The organism is Leptolyngbya sp. NIES-2104 (assembly GCF_001485215.1).
Taxonomy (GTDB): Bacteria; Cyanobacteriota; Cyanobacteriia; order Leptolyngbyales; family Leptolyngbyaceae; genus Leptolyngbya.
The window spans coordinates 1,621,656-1,638,539 of the sequence record NZ_BBWW01000001.1; the positions used below are offsets into that span (position 1 = coordinate 1,621,656).

At 45.7% G+C, this 16,884-nt stretch carries 15 protein-coding genes; 6 read left to right on the forward strand and 9 right to left on the reverse strand.

The window, feature by feature from the left end; all coding sequences use genetic code 11:
• Positions 1-56: 56 nt before the first annotated feature.
• From NIES2104_RS07480 to NIES2104_RS07500, 5 genes are all read right to left on the reverse strand, one after another.
• Positions 57-2,081 carry a hypothetical protein gene (locus NIES2104_RS07480; protein ID WP_058997206.1) on the reverse strand — a complete coding sequence of 675 codons (2,025 nt, stop codon included), beginning with the start codon at positions 2,079-2,081 and terminating at the stop codon, positions 57-59.
• A gap of 11 nt (positions 2,082-2,092) precedes the next feature.
• A complete protein-coding gene (locus NIES2104_RS07485) occupies positions 2,093-2,866 on the reverse strand; it encodes a bifunctional 2-polyprenyl-6-hydroxyphenol methylase/3-demethylubiquinol 3-O-methyltransferase UbiG (protein WP_058997208.1) in 774 nt (257 codons plus the stop codon).
• 2 nt (positions 2,867-2,868) lie between these two features.
• Positions 2,869-4,128, reverse strand: coding sequence for an ABC transporter ATP-binding protein (locus tag NIES2104_RS07490; protein ID WP_058997211.1), 1,260 nt, complete (start codon positions 4,126-4,128; stop codon positions 2,869-2,871).
• A gap of 12 nt (positions 4,129-4,140) precedes the next feature.
• Entirely contained in the window at positions 4,141-4,965 is an 825-nt protein-coding gene (locus tag NIES2104_RS07495) for an ABC transporter permease (protein ID WP_058997213.1), read from the reverse strand.
• A 92-nt stretch (positions 4,966-5,057) separates the two neighbouring features.
• Complete coding sequence (locus NIES2104_RS07500) at positions 5,058-6,128, reverse strand: hypothetical protein (RefSeq protein WP_058997215.1); 1,071 nt, start codon at positions 6,126-6,128, stop codon at positions 5,058-5,060.
• Between the two features lie 244 nt (positions 6,129-6,372).
• Here NIES2104_RS07500 and NIES2104_RS07505 point away from each other — a divergent pair, with 244 nt between their 5' ends.
• Genes NIES2104_RS07505 through NIES2104_RS07515 form a run of 3 tightly spaced genes read left to right on the forward strand, consistent with a single transcriptional unit; the run spans position 6,373 to position 9,634 of the window.
• Positions 6,373-7,125: a bifunctional 2-polyprenyl-6-hydroxyphenol methylase/3-demethylubiquinol 3-O-methyltransferase UbiG gene (locus NIES2104_RS07505; RefSeq protein ID WP_058997217.1), complete on the forward strand. Its 753-nt coding sequence runs from the start codon at positions 6,373-6,375 to the stop codon at positions 7,123-7,125.
• Position 7,126: 1 nt separating this feature from the next.
• Positions 7,127-8,233, forward strand: coding sequence for a glycosyltransferase family 1 protein (locus NIES2104_RS07510; RefSeq protein WP_058997218.1), 1,107 nt, complete (start codon positions 7,127-7,129; stop codon positions 8,231-8,233).
• A 3-nt stretch (positions 8,234-8,236) separates the two neighbouring features.
• The gene (locus NIES2104_RS07515; protein ID WP_058997220.1) at positions 8,237-9,634 is read left to right on the forward strand and encodes a glycosyltransferase family 4 protein; all 1,398 of its coding nucleotides are present in this window, start codon (positions 8,237-8,239) and stop codon (positions 9,632-9,634) included.
• A gap of 39 nt (positions 9,635-9,673) precedes the next feature.
• On the opposite strand, the gene hisC is transcribed toward NIES2104_RS07515, so the two are convergent.
• Together hisC and NIES2104_RS07525 are read right to left on the reverse strand one after the other, a co-directional pair.
• Positions 9,674-10,720, reverse strand: a complete 1,047-nt coding sequence (gene hisC / locus NIES2104_RS07520) for a histidinol-phosphate transaminase (RefSeq protein ID WP_058997222.1) — start codon at positions 10,718-10,720, stop codon at positions 9,674-9,676.
• Positions 10,721-10,759: 39 nt separating this feature from the next.
• Entirely contained in the window at positions 10,760-11,173 is a 414-nt protein-coding gene (locus NIES2104_RS07525) for a hypothetical protein (RefSeq protein WP_058997225.1), read from the reverse strand.
• A gap of 87 nt (positions 11,174-11,260) precedes the next feature.
• On the opposite strand from NIES2104_RS07525, the gene NIES2104_RS07530 reads away from it, so the two are divergent.
• The gene (locus NIES2104_RS07530; protein ID WP_058997227.1) at positions 11,261-14,986 is read left to right on the forward strand and encodes a tetratricopeptide repeat protein; all 3,726 of its coding nucleotides are present in this window, start codon (positions 11,261-11,263) and stop codon (positions 14,984-14,986) included.
• 105 nt (positions 14,987-15,091) lie between these two features.
• Here NIES2104_RS07530 and NIES2104_RS07535 read toward each other — a convergent pair whose 3' ends face one another.
• Both NIES2104_RS07535 and NIES2104_RS07540 read right to left on the reverse strand, forming a co-directional pair.
• Complete coding sequence (locus tag NIES2104_RS07535; protein WP_082689947.1) at positions 15,092-15,478, reverse strand: XisI protein; 387 nt, start codon at positions 15,476-15,478, stop codon at positions 15,092-15,094.
• Entirely contained in the window at positions 15,457-15,858 is a 402-nt protein-coding gene (locus NIES2104_RS07540) for an element excision factor XisH family protein (protein ID WP_072218040.1), read from the reverse strand. Before NIES2104_RS07540 ends, NIES2104_RS07535 begins: the two co-directional genes overlap by 22 nt.
• 165 nt (positions 15,859-16,023) lie before the next feature.
• On the opposite strand from NIES2104_RS07540, the gene NIES2104_RS07545 reads away from it, so the two are divergent.
• Positions 16,024-16,530 carry a DUF4365 domain-containing protein gene (locus NIES2104_RS07545; protein ID WP_058997234.1) on the forward strand — a complete coding sequence of 169 codons (507 nt, stop codon included), beginning with the start codon at positions 16,024-16,026 and terminating at the stop codon, positions 16,528-16,530.
• A complete protein-coding gene (locus NIES2104_RS32235) occupies positions 16,520-16,777 on the forward strand; it encodes a hypothetical protein (protein WP_058997236.1) in 258 nt (85 codons plus the stop codon). The genes NIES2104_RS07545 and NIES2104_RS32235 overlap by 11 nt, the downstream gene beginning before the upstream one ends.
• The last annotated feature ends 107 nt before the right edge of the window (positions 16,778-16,884 follow it).

Below are 16,884 nucleotides of genomic sequence, written 5' to 3' on the forward strand. Positions count from 1 at the left end.
GGGAGAGGGTTAGGGTGTGGGTAGAAAAGCTACGCTGCAAAATCGGAATGCTCCCATTATGCGATCGCTTGTGAAAAGGCGTACCAAACTCTGTGAACATACTTAGGAATTTCAGCCGCTCTAAATGATCCGTATCTGAAAAAGCGAACAATGGGCAACAAGAATTTCACCAGTCCTGAGCTTTGTGCCATGCTGACTGTTTGCCAACTCGACATCGGCAGGTAATCTGATCGGTGCCCGATTGCAAACTGGAACACATCAATCAAGCGAACTGGAGATGCCCAAGGTGTATAGTATTGTTCGTTCGGCTCATCGAAAAAGGGAAAACTACCCAATACAGTCATTTCCGCCTTTGAGGGATGATACCAAAATGCTGTAAACGAAGCTGCGATCGCTTCTCGATATAGCTTTGGATTCGATAGCTCGACGTTACTCTCAATCAAAGCGCGAGTGAAGTCAAGAACCGCTTCCTGTAAGACAGGTAATCCCCAATCATTCACGATCGTATTTGTGTGTTCTTTTAATCGAGGTGAGATGGATTGATCAATCATTCGTTGATAGCTCAGCGTGGTTCCATGTGTTCCCGCACAAAAGATTTCCATCATCGGAATCGCGCAATGAGTGATCGAGTAAAAGCCCGACTGATTGAGATGATCAAAGAAGAATCCGTAGCTTTTACCTTGCAAGGGTGTCGTCTTTAAAAATCCAAAGTAATACCAGGTTGGGAAGTGAGATGTGATTGGTTGAAGTACTTTTTCCAATGCTGCTTGTAAGCTTCCTCGCCATCCCAAATCGACCATTCCACAGCGCTGAGTCGATAACACCCCTTCTTGAGTCAGGTAATCGTGTAGAATTGCCCGTTCTCGCTGAGCCGATTTTGAGATTGCAGTGATAATTTCTTGACAGCTTGAGAAATGCGATCGCATTTGCTCACGCTCTGCAACAGATAGATTTCTCTGCCAAGTCGATCTCCCAAATCCCCAGCTTGTTAGAACTGGTTCAAAGTCTTCGGGCTGTAGTCCTACGCGCAGCCAAATCGCTTCGATCGTCAAAATCGTACTCGGCTCAAAAATCCAATCCAAAACAGTTTCGTTGATCTCGGTCATGGCTGGCAGTCGGAGCGCTTGACGACTCGCATAAAGGTAGCGCAACTCGATCGTTGGATTAATTTGAGGCGCTAATAAACGAGCAACTTTCAGTAAGATTTCTCCATCTCGCGCCAAAAAATACAGCCGTTCTAATCCTTCTTGCTGTGCAGATTGTAGAATCCAAGCAACATAAGCTACGATCGCAGGTGCAGCAATGCCAGCCGCAACTTCTCGAACGGTTTGACTATGGTTCGACGAAGCAGGATGAGCTAATCTTGCACATCGAGAAGCACCCGCCCAAAGTGGTGATTCTCCATCTGTACTTGCGCTTTGGTCTTGCAGAATTTGTTCAAATCGGTTCAGATTGGCATCAGGCTTAAAAACGGTTGCAACCTTCATCGCTTTTGCGGCTTGCACATCAGCGTGATAATTATTTCCGGTGTGAATCAGTTGTTCAGGATGAAGCTTCAGGTCTGACAGAACGACTTGAAACAGTTCTCCAGTAGACTTTGATTTTCTCACTTCACCAGAGACATACAATCGATCGTGCTCTTGCCAAAGTCTATACCGCTTGAGTTGCTCAACTAAGAAGGCTTTCGGTAGATACATATCCGAAGTAAAGACGATCGTAGATGCAATCTGACGAGTTTGTTCAATCCATTCTTTGGCTCTAGGAACAGAAATGATTAGTTCTGCTTCGATTTCGAGTTCAAGCTTGAGTAACTGTTGGGTTTGGTCTCCTGATAGATTGAGCGAATTTCTCAATTCACTGTAAATCTCAGTCAGCGTTACTTCTGCATTGTAAATCGTTCTTGCTCTCGATTCGGCAGCGACTCGTGCAGCTTGGAAAACACTGGAACTTACTTGAAGAAGTCCTCGATCGATTGCTCGATCGCCGCAGCGTTGAAACACAGTTTGAGGATCACCAACTTTTCGAGTCAGGACTGTATCAAAAATATCGAAGCTGTAAACCAGTGAATGAGTAAGCTGCATAGTTCAATGAATTACACCTGGGTAAGTTCTTTAAATGCGATCGCTCGAAGATTGATATCGATCGGAATCTGCTTAGCAGATTCTCCGAATTCTGCGGTTAAGACTTGCCGCCACAGTGCCCGAACTATTGATCGGTGTAGAAACTGAATCATTCTTTGGCGTGCGATTTGTTTCCAGAGTCTCAGCGACGGTCGCTTTGCTGGGTGTGCATCACCAATATCGACTTGGCTAAATCCACTGTTTAACAAGACAAATCGAAGGGAGTGCTCCGTAAACGTCGAACAATGCGTAAAGTCCATGTACCGAGTGCGGACACCCATCAACGAATTTGCATTTGGAACTTGCAAAATCAATTGCCCACCGGGTTTTAGTGAGGCATGAATTGATCGAATGACTGCAATCTGCTGCTTGACTGGAATATGTTCTAATACATCTAGCATTAGCACTAATCCAAACCGATTAGGAAATTGGTCAAGATACGCGATTGTATTACTCACCTGCTCAACGGCTAATCCTCGTTTTTTGCAAGCTTTGATCTGCTGGGTATCGGTATCAATTCCAGTCACCGAAGTAAATCCCAGTTTTTGAAGCGCTAAGATTGCAAATCCCATGCCGCAACCAATGTCGATCGCGGGATCAGTCTGAGAAGCCTGAATTAAAGGCTGTAACTGATAGCAATGGGCGGCTGCCATTTGTTCTGCATATCGATCGCTCTCATCATGCCAATGTCTGTAGTACAAGCTATAGTCATACTCTGACTGCATCGGAATTTGTACTGGATTCATCACTACGATACCTGTGTAACCTTTGGTGAATTAAATCGAATCGATCCCCATCCGGGTGTCCAAGTCGCACAGATTCCATCATTGCTTTCAGGAGCCATCACTTCAAAGTGCAACACATCTAAAATCACATCAAAATCTGAATGTCCTATACCTGGATGACCCATACCTGTTGCCAGTCCCGCATGATATAAGCCCTGAACCAGTTTTAGATCATGGAGTTCTAGGCGAAATGTTGCTTCTTGCCCTTGTTGAATTGAGTGAATCTCAGAACTGAAAAAGCTGCCGACAGGTGATCCATCGGCGCGAAAGATTGTCATGCTAAATCGAAATGAATCGATCGATTCATTCCCTCGAACCGTAATCCGAATATGAATATCTGCATTAAAGGGAATGATTTTATTCGGATAGTTTTCAATCTCAAGCTGGACGAATTCAACATTGCGAGGCAGATCCAAATACTTTCGAGGAGCGCGATCGACTTCATAAATTCGAGTCGATCGATCGATCGAGGTTTCTAAGTAACAGTGAATTGCTTCTTCACTAGTACCATAGAATGCCAAACGACCTTGATTCAGAACCATCGAAGTCTTTGTCAATTGCTGAACGGCTCCCATATTGTGACTGACAAACAATACTGTCCGCCCTTCTCGCTTTGAAACATCTTCCATTTTCCCCAGACATTTTCTCTGAAACTGAGCATCTCCTACCGCTAAGACTTCATCAACAATCAAAATTTCTGGCTCTAAATGTGCGGCAACCGCGAACGCCAATCGAACATACATTCCTGAAGAGTAGCGTTTCACAGGTGTATCTAGGAACTTCTCAACTTCAGCAAATGCAACAATCTCATCAAACTTGCGCTGAATCTCAGCTTTGCTCATTCCTAAGATTGCACCATTGAGATAGATATTTTCTCGTCCGGTTAGCTCTGGATGAAACCCGGTTCCAACTTCTAATAAACTTGCGACTCGTCCCCTGAGCTGAATTCTACCTGTAGTTTGTCGCGTGATACGGCTTAGAACTTTGAGTAGCGTTGATTTTCCGGCACCATTGCGCCCGATAACGCCCACCCGATCGCCCGGTTGAATCTCGAACGATACATCTTTAAGCGCCCAAAATTCCTCTTGAGACTGCGATCGCGCTTCCCTCCGAAGACGGTTCATTATCACATCGCGCAATGCTTTGTACTGCCGTCCCTGCTGTTGATGTTGCAGAGTATATTTTTTGCCTAAATTTTCAACTCGAATGACTGGATTAGACATACAAGGAACTCCTTAGATCACATCCGCAAAAGACTCTTCCATTTTGCGGAAGTACCAAATTCCACTCAAAAACAACAATAAAACGAGTGTGAGAGACAAAATAAATCCAGGAATGTTGATCGTCGTTTTTCCACCCAAGATCGCCCAGCGAAATCCATCAATCACGCTCACCATCGGATTAAGCGAATAGAGCCACCGCCATTGCTCAGGAACAATACTGCTGCTAAATCCAACAGGCGAAACATAGAGACCAAACTGCACCAAGAACGGTACAACATAGCGAAAATCCCGATACTCGACATTCAATGCGGCGAGCCATAATCCGGCTCCGATCGCAGCTCCAAATGCGATCGCAATAAACAACGGCAAGGTCAAAATTCGCCAATCTGGAACAAAATTATACCAAGCCATCAAGCCGAGCAGAATCATTCCAGAAATCATAAAATCAACAAAACTAACAATAATGCTACTAACCGGAACAATTAATCGAGGAAAATAAACTTTAGAAAGTAAGTTTGAGTTCGCAATCAGGCTACTGCTACAATCACTCAATGCACTTGCAAAAAACTGCCAGGGAAGCATCGCTGAGAACACTAAAATTGGATACGGTACACCTTCAGAGGGCAGCTTTGCTAATCCACCAAACAGCACCGAGAAAATCACCATCGTAAGAAACGGACGAATCAACGCCCAGGCAACCCCGATCGCGGTTTGCTTATAACGAACTAAGATATCTCGCCAAGCCAGAAAATACATTAATTCTCTGTATCTCCAGAGGTCTTTCCAATACTGTCGATCAAGGCGACCCGCTTCAAGGGTAAGCTCTTTAGTGTTCATGATGACAAAACTACGGAATCGAGTCACGAGCAGCTTAAAGCCGACTCCGTATAAAATCGCCAGTAAAATTACGGACTGATTCCACAGGACATTTAACAGTTGGGCAAGATTACCGAATTCATTTCAAAGCACTGAGCGAATTTTTCTGCGTGGACTTGGAGTGAATGCGTTAGATACCAGTTGTGTGCTGAAGTTGCGATCGCTTGAATCGATTCTGGAGCAGGCGACAGCATCCACCAGTAGTGATGATTTGCCTCTAATCTATCTTGATGATTCAAGTCCGATGAAATCACGATCGGCAGAACGCCATGCGAACAGTAAGCCGCAAAGATGCCTGATTTGGCTAGAAAAGCGGTTGGATAGCTCACAATTCCTGCGATCGCATCGCTCAATATCGCGCTGATTTTCTCCGCAGGCAGCACACCTAGCGATTGAACTGAGATAGTTCCAAGCTGATTTAACTCAACACTGAGCGCGGCTCCAATATCAATAATGGTTTCAATCTTAAGCCTATGACAAATCTGTTCGAGCCTTGATTGCTGATAAATTTCCTGACGTGAGCGAGGACTACCAAAAATGACGAGAGTGCGAGATCGAGCGGCTAGAGGCTTCGGGTACAAGCACTCTCCTACATTCGAGAATACAGGGAGCACGATCGCGGATTTTTGGCTGAGGTGATGAATCTTTTCAGCGTAAGATTGGCGGTTTGTGAAAGTGCGATCGCTCAAAGTCATTAGCTTCACTGCTAATCGTTTCTGAAAATGTCTGGTTAGCGTTGCGCTACTAAAAATCGGTCGAGTTGCATAAAGTTCGTGAAACATGGTGATTAAGCGACCTCCAGCCTTGCACCACTGTGTTAGCGCTTCTACGAGCCAGAGTGGACATCCTCGCTTTGCATATCCATGACCTGCATAATGCAGCAAGATCGGGGTATCTGTTGTGGGGAGTAATGTAACTAATGCTTCTGACGATCGCGCTGAAATGGAGCTGACCGAAGAGGCTCCAGACGACCTCCAACCTGGATCACCAACAATAAATCGAGTTTTCCAGCCGTAAGCCTGTTCAAGCTGTTGAGCAAGCTGAAATCCGTAATCTCCAAGACCATCGATCGCGGCTGGAAGTTTTGGAACAATCATGACGATCTCAGAAGATTGAGTTAGCATCTGCGTAATCTCAGGTAGCTTGAATGTAGAAAAGTTCAGGTTTCCGTATTTTCACGTTTGGTAAAATTGCCCAAACCGAGGACAGTCTTAAAGACCGACTGGGATTGTTATATCTTAGCTTTACCGATCTGAGCGCCAATTCTGGAGAGAATGCTGCGTGGTCAGTTCTAGATTAGATTCCAAACTCGGTCTACAACTCTTGACTACACGATTTACTACGATCGCTTATTTGCCTAAACAAGTCATGAAGCAAACTACCCGTGGTCACTATTATCGCAAGCAGCTAGAATGCCAATCCTCAGTGATTTCCTGGTCACATCGATCGAGGTTTGAAGCCGCTGCAAAGCTGATTGGACAAGGACAGCATTTTGATCTTCTCGATTATGGTTGTGGTGATGGAACTTTTGTGACGATGATTGCTCCTCGTTTTGCTCATGTTGTTGGAACAGACATTAATCGTCATCAGATTGAAGATTGCCAAGCTAGATTAAGTACGATCAACAATGCCCGTTTCTATCTCACATCGGAGCTAAACACAGTGCGTCAATTGTTCGATCGCATTGTCTGCATGGAAACGTTAGAGCATTGTCCAGAACCTATTGTAGATGGGGTACTACAGGATATTCAGCGATTGTGTAAGCCGCAAGGAAAAATCATCATTAGTGTCCCGATCGAAACGGGGCTAACGTTCTTGATTAAACTGGTGTTTCGGACTCTAGCAGCTTGGCGAGGACTGAGTGAGTACAAATATTATGAGTCTTACTCGCTATCAAATGCGCTGCGAATGATCTTTTCAACTGAAAACACTGTAGTTGAACGTCCAATCTATGGATTGCCCGATTCACCTCAGCACTCACACTATGGCTTCAATTGGAAGCGTTGTCGATTGCAAGTTGAAAAGTATTTCACGATCGAGGAAGTTTGCTTTTCTCCGGTTAATCGATTGAACGGAATTGTGAGTAGTCAAGTTTGGTTTATCTGTTCTCAGAAGTCGTGATATGCAGGTTGCAGTTGTTTGTGATTATCCCGAAGAGCAGTGGCACAGTATGGATGTCTGTTCTCGAATGTTGATTGATCATTGGCAATTCAACGACCACTCTCAGCGTCATTCGATTTGTCCGAGCTTCCAGCATCGATTTACACGACTTCCTGTGATTGGAACTCGGAAAGCTGCATTTAATGGCGATCGCTTACTCAATCGATTCTGGGACTATCCGAACTATTTGAAAAAGATCTCGAATCAGTTCGATGTGTTTCATGTTTGTGATCATACTTATGCTCAATTAGTGCATGAATTACCTGCGGGTCGAACGGGTGTCTACTGTCATGATATTGATGCGTTTCGATCGCTGGTTGAACCTGAACGAGAACCCCGCCCGCACTGGTATCGAGCAATGTCACAGCGGATTCTCGATGGATTGCAAAAAGCAGCGATCGTCTTTTATTCGACTCAAGCGGTTCGACAACAGTTAGAACACTATGGATTGGTCGATTGCAATCGCTTAATTCATGCACCTTACGGAATTTCGCCAGAGTTTTCGATCAAGCGTCATGGATTGCTGCCAAAAGCGATCCGATCGCCATTTATTCTGCATGTTGGAAGCTGTATTCCACGTAAACGGATTGATGTGCTGCTTGATGTATTTGCAGAGTTGAGCCAACATCATCCTGAATTGCAGTTAGTAAAAGTCAGTGGTGAGTGGACAGACGAGCAGAATCAGCAACTCGATCGGTTAAATATTCGATCAAAAACCATTCATTTACAGAATCTTCCAACTTCTACGATCGCAGCTTTGTATCGTCGGGCGGAAGTTGTCTTACTAACCAGTGAAGCGGAAGGTTTCGGCTTGCCGCTGATCGAATCTTTGGCTTGTGGCGCGATCGTAGTTGTGAGTGATTTACCTGTGTTTCGAGAAGTGGCGCAAGATGCAGCGGTCTATTGTCCGGTTGCGGATATTTCAGCTTGGGTGAACGCGATCGAGACAGTACTGAATGATCCAAATCAAGCTCCAGCACGATCGCGACGGCTAGAGATTGCGGGTCAGTATTCTTGGCAGAAACATGCTGAAACGATTCGGCAGGCTTATCTGCAATTGGGGAGCTAGACGATGAGACTTTTGTTTGTCAATGCAGTTGGCGCGATCGGAGGGGCAGAACGGGTACTGCTTACAATGATTGATAGTTTAAGAAAGCTCGATCGTCGATTAGAAATTTTTCTAATCGTTGGGACACATGGAGCATTGATTGAAGCGGCTGAAGCGCTCGGTGTAACGGTTGTTTGCTTGCCATTACCACAGCCGATTAATCGGTTTGGCGATAGTGGAGCACGATCGCGCTTTTTGAAGTTCAAATTACTACTAAAAGTTGGATTCGCACTCCCGGAGTTTCTCGACTATCGAAAACGGTTCCATCGTCTGATTCAGAAAATTCAACCTGACTTAATTCACTCGAACAGTATTAAAACGCATTTACTATTAGCTGCACTACCGCGAATTCAAGCTCCGATCGTGTGGCATATTCATGATTTTTATCAATCTCGTCCCGTAGTTGCTCGGATTTTGCAGTGGGCACAATCTTCGGCGGTTTATGCGATAGCAGTTTCAAACGCAGTTGCGAAGGATGCAAAATCGTTACTGCCTCGTGTACCGATCGGGGTAGTTTACAATGCGGTTCCGCCTTGCTTGATTCGTTCCGTTGTACCGAATCCATCTGTGAATGCTACAAATCCTCGCCCCCTAAATCCCCCATTCTGGGAGACTTTGAAACCTGTAACGGTTCTGACTTCCAAGGAGATTTTACACTCAAAGTCCCCCACTCGTGGGGAATTTAGGGGGCTACCAAGATCTGTGGCACTAAAAGATCAATCTGGTATTACACATTCAACAGTTCAGATTGGTCTAGTCGCAACCTTCGCACGTTGGAAGGGGCATGATGTCTTTTTGCGTGCGGCGGCTCAGGTGGTGCGTGAATTGCCTGGGGTTCCAATGCAGTTTTTGATTGTGGGTGCTCCGATTTATCAAACTCAGGGATCACAGTACTCGATCGCGGAACTTCAGGCAGGAGTAGCGCGATTGGGACTCGATCGATTTGTTCAATTTATTGGGTTTCAGTCTGATCCTGCTGCTATTTATGAAGCTCTAGATATTGTTGTTCATGCGAGTACTCAGCCTGAACCGTTTGGGTTAGTGATTGCTGAGGCGATGTCTTTTGGAAAAGCGGTGATTGTTTCTTATGCGGGTGGGGCGGCGGAGTTAATCACCCCGGAATATGATGCGATCGCGGTTCTTCCAAAAGATGTGGATGCGATCGCACAAGCAATGATTCGGTTGATTCAGAAGCCGGAGGAGCGGGAACGGTTGGGGCAAAATGCAAAACGAACTGCACTGGAGAGATTTAATAGCGATCGACTGGGAAGCGAACTATTAGAGGTTTATCGTCGGTGTGGTTTGGAAGAATGTTCGATTCGCTTCGTTGCTGACCCGCCCCGGAATGGAATTCGGGGCTGACAGTGCGAAGCCCGCTGAAGGGGGCTGAAGATGTATTGGCTACAAAACGTTGTTTAATGCTTTGATCAATCTGCGATTCTGTTCATCGGTTCCTACAGTAATTCTCAGTTTGTCGTCTAATCGGGATTGTTTGAAGTATCGAAGTAGGATGCCGCATTCTTTCAATGCAAGGTAAATCTTTTCTGCATTGCTAGAAGGTTGAGTCAGCAGAAAATTTGTTTGAGAGTCCCAAACCTTCCAGCCTAGCTGTCTGAGATCCAGTGCTAATGTTTTGCGCGATCGCTTCACTTTTTCTGCACATTCATTTTTATAATCTTGATCCTGCATCGCAGCAGTTCCTACTAATGTCGCGATCGCATCAATGTTATAACTATCTTTGATTTTGAACAATCCGCTGAGTAATTGAGGTTGTGCGATCGCGAATCCAAGCCGCAATCCTGCTAGTGAATATCCCTTAGATAGGGTTCTCAAAATCAAAACATTCTCGAATTCATGCACTAATGCTAAAGCAGTTTCTTCAGCAAAATCGACATAAGCTTCATCAATGACGAGAACACCGGATAGTTTTGAGGCAAGATGTCTTAGATTTGAAAGTGCGATCGCATGACCAGAAGGACTATTTGGAGAAGCAACAAACGTAATTGCTCCTTGAGCGGCAATCAGTTCATCCATCGGAAATTCATAGTTCTCGCTGTAGGGAATTTCAACGCGATCGGCAACTTGCATTTCGACCAAAGTCCGATACAGAACATAGGTCGGCATTGGATACACTACACTGCGTCCAGGTTCCGCACAAGCCCGCACAATCACATTCAAAATATCATCGCTCCCATTCCCGACCATGATCCAATCTTTGGGAATGTTCAAGGCTTCGCTGGTGGCTTGTCGGAAGTCGTTAGCATAGGGATCAGGATAGCGTCGGAGCCATTCGGGATCGAGTTGGCGCAGAACTGCGATCGCGTTCGGTGACGGTGGATAGGGATTCTCATTGGTGTTGAGCTTGATGATTGGAGTTCCGGGTTTGGGTTGCTCACCTGGAATGTACCCGGTCATTGCATCAACACTGGAGCGGAAGTAAGACGGCATGGGAAAATGAATTGAACAATCAGTTCTCAGCTTAGCGGTTTAAGTTGCTGGCGAAGACCATTCGCAAAAAACATCAATCCCGATGTGAAGAATGTAGAGCGCGATCGCGGTTGCAATCGCAGAATCGATCGGTAACGGAACACCAGAGAGATTGACTAAAGCAGTAATAATTCCAGTCACTAGCGTTGCGTTTGCTGGGTTCTTTTTCGCGCCTTGAATTAAGCTGCGAAGACTGTCATTCTCACCGCAGACTTCTTGCTGGACGCGTTTGAGAAAGATGTGCCAGAGAGATTGTTTCTCGAAGCTGCGAGGTTCACCATAGCGATCGCCATAAATCTGATCAAAGGTGGCTTCAAAGTCTTGGGATTGTTCTAAAAGCTGCAAGACTTCGGGATCAGCAGCAGGAGATTGACGGAACTGATTGATCTCTTCGGGAGTGGGAAAGGTTGGCATAAAGATTTTCTGACGATCGGAGTTTGTCTATCCGGAGATGCTAGAGGATGAGTGTAGCTTTTTACAAGGCTATACTTGTTTGAAATTATGCAGACGATCGAGATTCGGCAAACGACGGGATTTAATGCGATCGTGTCGATCGCGGGTTCACAGTTTGAGATTACAGTGAGCGATCCGTTTGTGGAACAAGATGAGCAGCTTTTGGAATGGTACTTTGAGGAGTGGATTAAGTTTCCGTTTTCAGATAGCACGATCGCGAAGCGGGCGGCGGACAGTGTGCGATCGTATGGGGAAGCGCTCTTTCGGCAGGTGTTCCGGGATGCGGATGCTTATGTGCTCTACAAAAGCTTGAAGCTGAGTGAATTGGAGATTGTGATTGCGGGAGATCCAGAGTTTCAGGGGTTGCACTGGGAAGCCATGCAAGATCCGAAAATGGCGCGTCCATTGTCGATCGATTGTGTGATGGTGAGACAGCGACGGATTCGGGGCGCAGCGAATTTGATCCGGGTTGAGCCTTCAACGGTGCTGAATTTGTTGATTATGACGGCGCGACCGAATGAAGAAAATGATGTCGGATATCGGACGATTTCGCGACCGATGGTAGAGGCGATTCGGGATGCACAATTGGCGGTGAATGTGGAGATTGTGCGACCGGGGACGTATGAGGCGTTTGTGCGGCATTTGGAAGCGAAGCCGGAGGGGTTTTATCATGTCGTGCATTTTGATTTGCATGGCGGATTGATGAGTTATGAGGCGTTTCAGAGTTATTCGCATGGGACGGAGAACTATACGTTTCAGCGGGGGTACGGGCTGGGAGATGTGGCAGCTTATGACGGGGTGAAGGCGTTTCTGTTTTTTGAGGGAGAAGCGGCGGGGCAGGCGGTTCCGGTGATGGCGGATGAGTTGGCTGAGCGGTTACAGGGGCGGGGAATTCCGGTGTGTATTTTGAATGCGTGTCAGTCGGGCAAGCAGGTACAGCAAGACCGAGTGGATGAACGCGAAACCAGTTTGGGGGCGCGGTTGATGGATGCGGGGATGCAGATGGTCGTGGCGATGGGGTATGGCGTCACGGTTGATGCGGCAAAGGTGCTGATGCAGCGGGTGTATCAGGAGATGTTTGCGGGGGAGAAATTGCCGATCGCACTTCGAGCGGGGCGGCGGGAGTTGTTCGAGCATAAAAAACGGCGGATGTATTTTAATCAGGAAGAGGATCTCGAAGATTGGTTGCTGCCTGTGGTGTATGGCAATCAGGCGATCGAGTTTCACCTGAGAGAAATGACGTTTGCGGAACAGGAGGCGTATTACGCTCGGCAGGCGACTCAGTATCGGTTTGCGGGGGTGACGTATGAGTTTGTGGGGCGGGATTTGGATATTTTGAAGCTGGAGAAGGGGTTGCTGCGGCATGGGGTTGTGCTGGTTCAGGGAATGGGCGGCACTGGGAAGACGACGCTGCTGCGGTATTTGCAGGAATGGTGGGTGCAGACGAGTTTTGTCGATCGCGTGTTTTATTTTGGCTATGACACGCGGGCTTGGACGCTGGAGCAGATGAGTTTTGCGATCGCGGGTGAGATGTTGCCGGATGGGGAGATGCGGCAGTGGCAAGCGATGCGGGGAGAGGCGCGGATTGGGCGGCTGATTCAGGTGTTGCGATCGCGGCGGTGTGGGTTGATGTTGGATAATTTAGAGTCGGTGACGGGGGAGGCGTTGGCGATTCCGAATACGTTGCCGCTGGAGGAACAGGAGAAGATTCGGGAGTTTTTGGCGCGGATTGCGGGGGGTCGATCGATAGTGCTGCTGGGATCGCGGGGGCGGGAGGCGTGGTTGCAGTTGGTGTATCGCGATCGCTATGAGTTGCGCGGGTTGGATCAAGAGGCGCGATCTCAGTTGGCGAAGTTGGTGCTGGCGCGACAGGTTGTCGATCGGGTTAAACGTGAGGCGATTTTGGCGGATCGGGAGTTTAAGCGGTTGATGCGGCTGTTGGCGGGGTATCCGTTGGTGATCGAGGTGGTGCTGGCGAATTTGAAGCGTCAGACGGTAGCGGAGGTGTTGGCAGGTTTGGATTTTGGGGATGTGGGACTCGATCGGGTGGGGGGACGGACGGAGAGTATTTTGAAGTGTGTGGAGTATTCGCACAGCAATTTGTCGGAGGAGGCGCAGAAGTTGCTGTTGTGTTTGGCTCCGTTTAGTGGGTTTGTTCGTCGAGACGTGTTATGGAATTATGCTCAGGAGTTGCAGAAGCTCGAACCCTTTCAGAATTATCCGTTTGAGCAGTTTGATTCAGCAGTACAGGGAGCAATCAATTGGGGATTGTTGGCTTCGCTGTTTGAGAATGAACCGCGATTGCTTTCAATTCAGCCTATGTTTCCGTATTTTCTCAAAACGAGGTTAGCTGAGCAAGGTCAAGTAACTTGCGAGGCATTGCGTGAAGGATTTAAGAATCACTATCTAGGGTTGGCGGGTTTTTACTATCAGTTGATGAAGTCCAAAGATGCACAGGAGCGGCAGTTAGGAATCTTTTTCTGTCAATTGGAGTATGAGAATCTTTACAGCGCTTTGCAAATCTGTTTGAAGCAACAAGCAAGCATTTTGATTTTTGGTTGCTTAGATAAGTACTTTGAACTGATTCACAACGTTCAGAGCGCATTAGCACTTGCGGAAGAAGTTTCTCAGTCAATTGAACGATACCCACAACAATGGAAAACCGAGGCTGAAAATCGTGAATATATTGTTGCACTTAATCTGATTGCCTACTGCTATCTAAAAACGCGACGGTACGATCAAGCAAAGCAAAGCTATCTAAAAGAACTTCAAGCTAACCAAGCAATAGGTGACCGCTATTCACAAGCCCGTACATATGACCAGTTGGGAAGAGTTGCTCAGGAGTTACATGAATATGAGGAAGCGCGAAATAACTATCAGCAGGCGCTCCAAATTAAAATTGAATTCAATGATCGATATAGCCAGGCTAGTACACACCACAATTTAGGCAATGTTGCTCAGGAGTTACATGAGTATGAGGAAGCGCGAAACAATCTTCGGCAGGCACTAAAGATTTTTGTCGAATTCAATGATCGATATAGCCAAGCTTGCACATATCATCACTTAGGTATCGTTGCCGAGATGCTATGTGAATATGAGGAAGCGCGAGGTAATCATCAACAAGCACTTCAAATCAAAATTGAATTCAATGATCGATATAGCCAATCTAGTACATATCATCATCTAGGCAGAGTTGCTGAAGAGTTACGCGAGTATGAGGAAGCGCGAGGTAATTATCAGCAAGCACTTCAAATCAAAATTGAATTCAATGATCGATATAGCCAATCTAGTACATATCATCATCTAGGCAGAGTTGCTGAAGAGTTACACGAGTATGAAGAAGCGCGGAACAATTATCAGCAAGCACTTCAAATCTGTGTTGAACACAACGATCGCTATAACCAAGCTGAGACGTATTATCAGTTAGGTATCATCGCCGGAAAACTGCGGGAGTATGAGGAAGCCCGTATCAACTATCAACAAGCATTGCAAGTCTATGTGGAATACAACGATCGCTATTCGCAAGCCCGCACGTATTACCAACTTGGCAAAGTTGCAGAATTAACAGGTGAACTTGAAGAAGCAAAAGCGAATTATATGCTTGACCTTGAGATTACTGCCGAGTTTAACGATGAACATGGCTTGAGTATTGCCCTCCGTAACCTCGCTCAGTTCTACCAAACCACTCAAGATCCAGAGTTAGTTTCTACCGTTGCTCAACTCTTAAACGCATCTGTTGAAGAAGTAGAAGACTTCTTTAATCAAACAGAATAAGGCACTGGTGCGATCGTACAGCGGACAAATGGAAATACGATCATAGGATTCAATCAGCGGATTGTGAAGTGCGATCGATCTCTTTGCGCTTCGTCCTAAACCGGACTAATCGATCGCGTACTCGCTGAACCGCCGTAAACTCGGAGAATGCAATCCCAACACAATATCTGACGCATCCACATCCCACTCTAAAAGCTCTTTCGCTAAGTCAATATCGGTCACATTTTCTTGAATCCAAATCTTGCCCTCTAGTAACTCTAGATGAATAATCGGCTGAAAGATGCGATTGCCAGATTCATCCCAGCCAATTTCCAAAATCTGATATTGGTTGTGAGCTTCATCAAAGACTGGAACAGTTCTTACCGAGTCTGTTGACTGGAATCGAGCCACAATTTCCTGCAACACACCCAAAATAATATTGCGATAACGTCGATCGCTCATCCACTGCTCAAGCGGATCTCCTGCGTCATTTATAGGGGTTCGGGTATCCATTGCTTCACCTCTTCCAAATCTGGATCAACCAATAGCAATCGGACTTGATTCTCCTCTAGGCTATCGTGAAAAAACGGAGTCTGGAAAAAACGCTGATAAATTTCACTCGGTACTGCCAGATAAGGTTTTCGATCAGGCTGAATCTGCCTCAAGACCATCCGATAATGAATGTATTGCCCGATCGCTTGATGAAACTCATACACAACACTTGCTGCCGAAAAACTTTTCACCTCGATCGCAATTTGCACACTATCTTTTTGAGCCATCAGAACCCGCTCAGCACCTAAGTCAATTTCTAGCTTTGAGTATATTTCTTGTGAATGAAACGATTCACAACCAAAAATAGAAAATCGATCGCACAGTATTCGTTCAGCGAACAAACGGAAATACGATCATGGGATTCAATCAGTGGATTGTGAAGTGCGATTCCATCAGATTATTAGAGAATTGGGGATGTGACCGCTTCTTGTTGATACTTGCGATCGCTTTAAAATCGCGTTGAGATTTATACTAAAAACGCGATTTCGCATCATCGTTAAATTTACATGGTCAAAAAACGTAGAACCAGACAGCACATCATTGCAGATCTCAGTGCCAATCACGTAGAACGCATAATCTTACAGTGCGGCTATTCCGTTGAGAGAATTGTTAATGATTATGGAACAGATCTAATTATTTCCACATATAACATCGAAGGAGAAATCGAAAATGGATTCATCTATATTCAGCTAAAAGCAACTGATACAATTAATTTATTAAGTGACCAAGAAACAATCTCATTTACGGTAAAACGATCTGATTTAGAACTTTGGTTACAAGAACCAATGCCTTATATCCTGATTCTGTACAGTGCTCAGCAGGACATCGCCTACTGGCTGTATTTGCAAGCTTATTTTCAGCAGCAAGATATTGAACTTACAGGTATAGGAACAACCTACACCGTTCATTTCAAAAGGTGTAATATACTAAATAAAACTGCGATCGAGAAGTTTGCTGATTACAAAAGTGCAGTCCTCCAACAATGTCAGGAGATCATTCGTCATGAAACCTGAAATCATCACTTTTTCGGATCTAGAGAAGCTGCTTTTCCGATTGGGCTTTGTTTCGTGTGAAACTATAGGGACACAAAAAGTTTTTCAACATTCAGCATCTGATACCATTTTCATTTTTCCTGCCTATCAACTTCAAGAGCCGCTTCGAGCGATTCATCTAGCAAGCGTTCGGAAGACGCTAGTCGAAAAGGACTTAATCAGTTTGGCAGCATTTGAAGGCGCTCTAGAAAAGATCAATCCAGCTTGATCAACTATATTCTCAATTTTAGCAATATGTGATCGAGTGTCGGATTCGATGAGCGCACGGCATCCGTTCAGCGGACAGATGGAACTGTAATCGTCACTTTTCATATG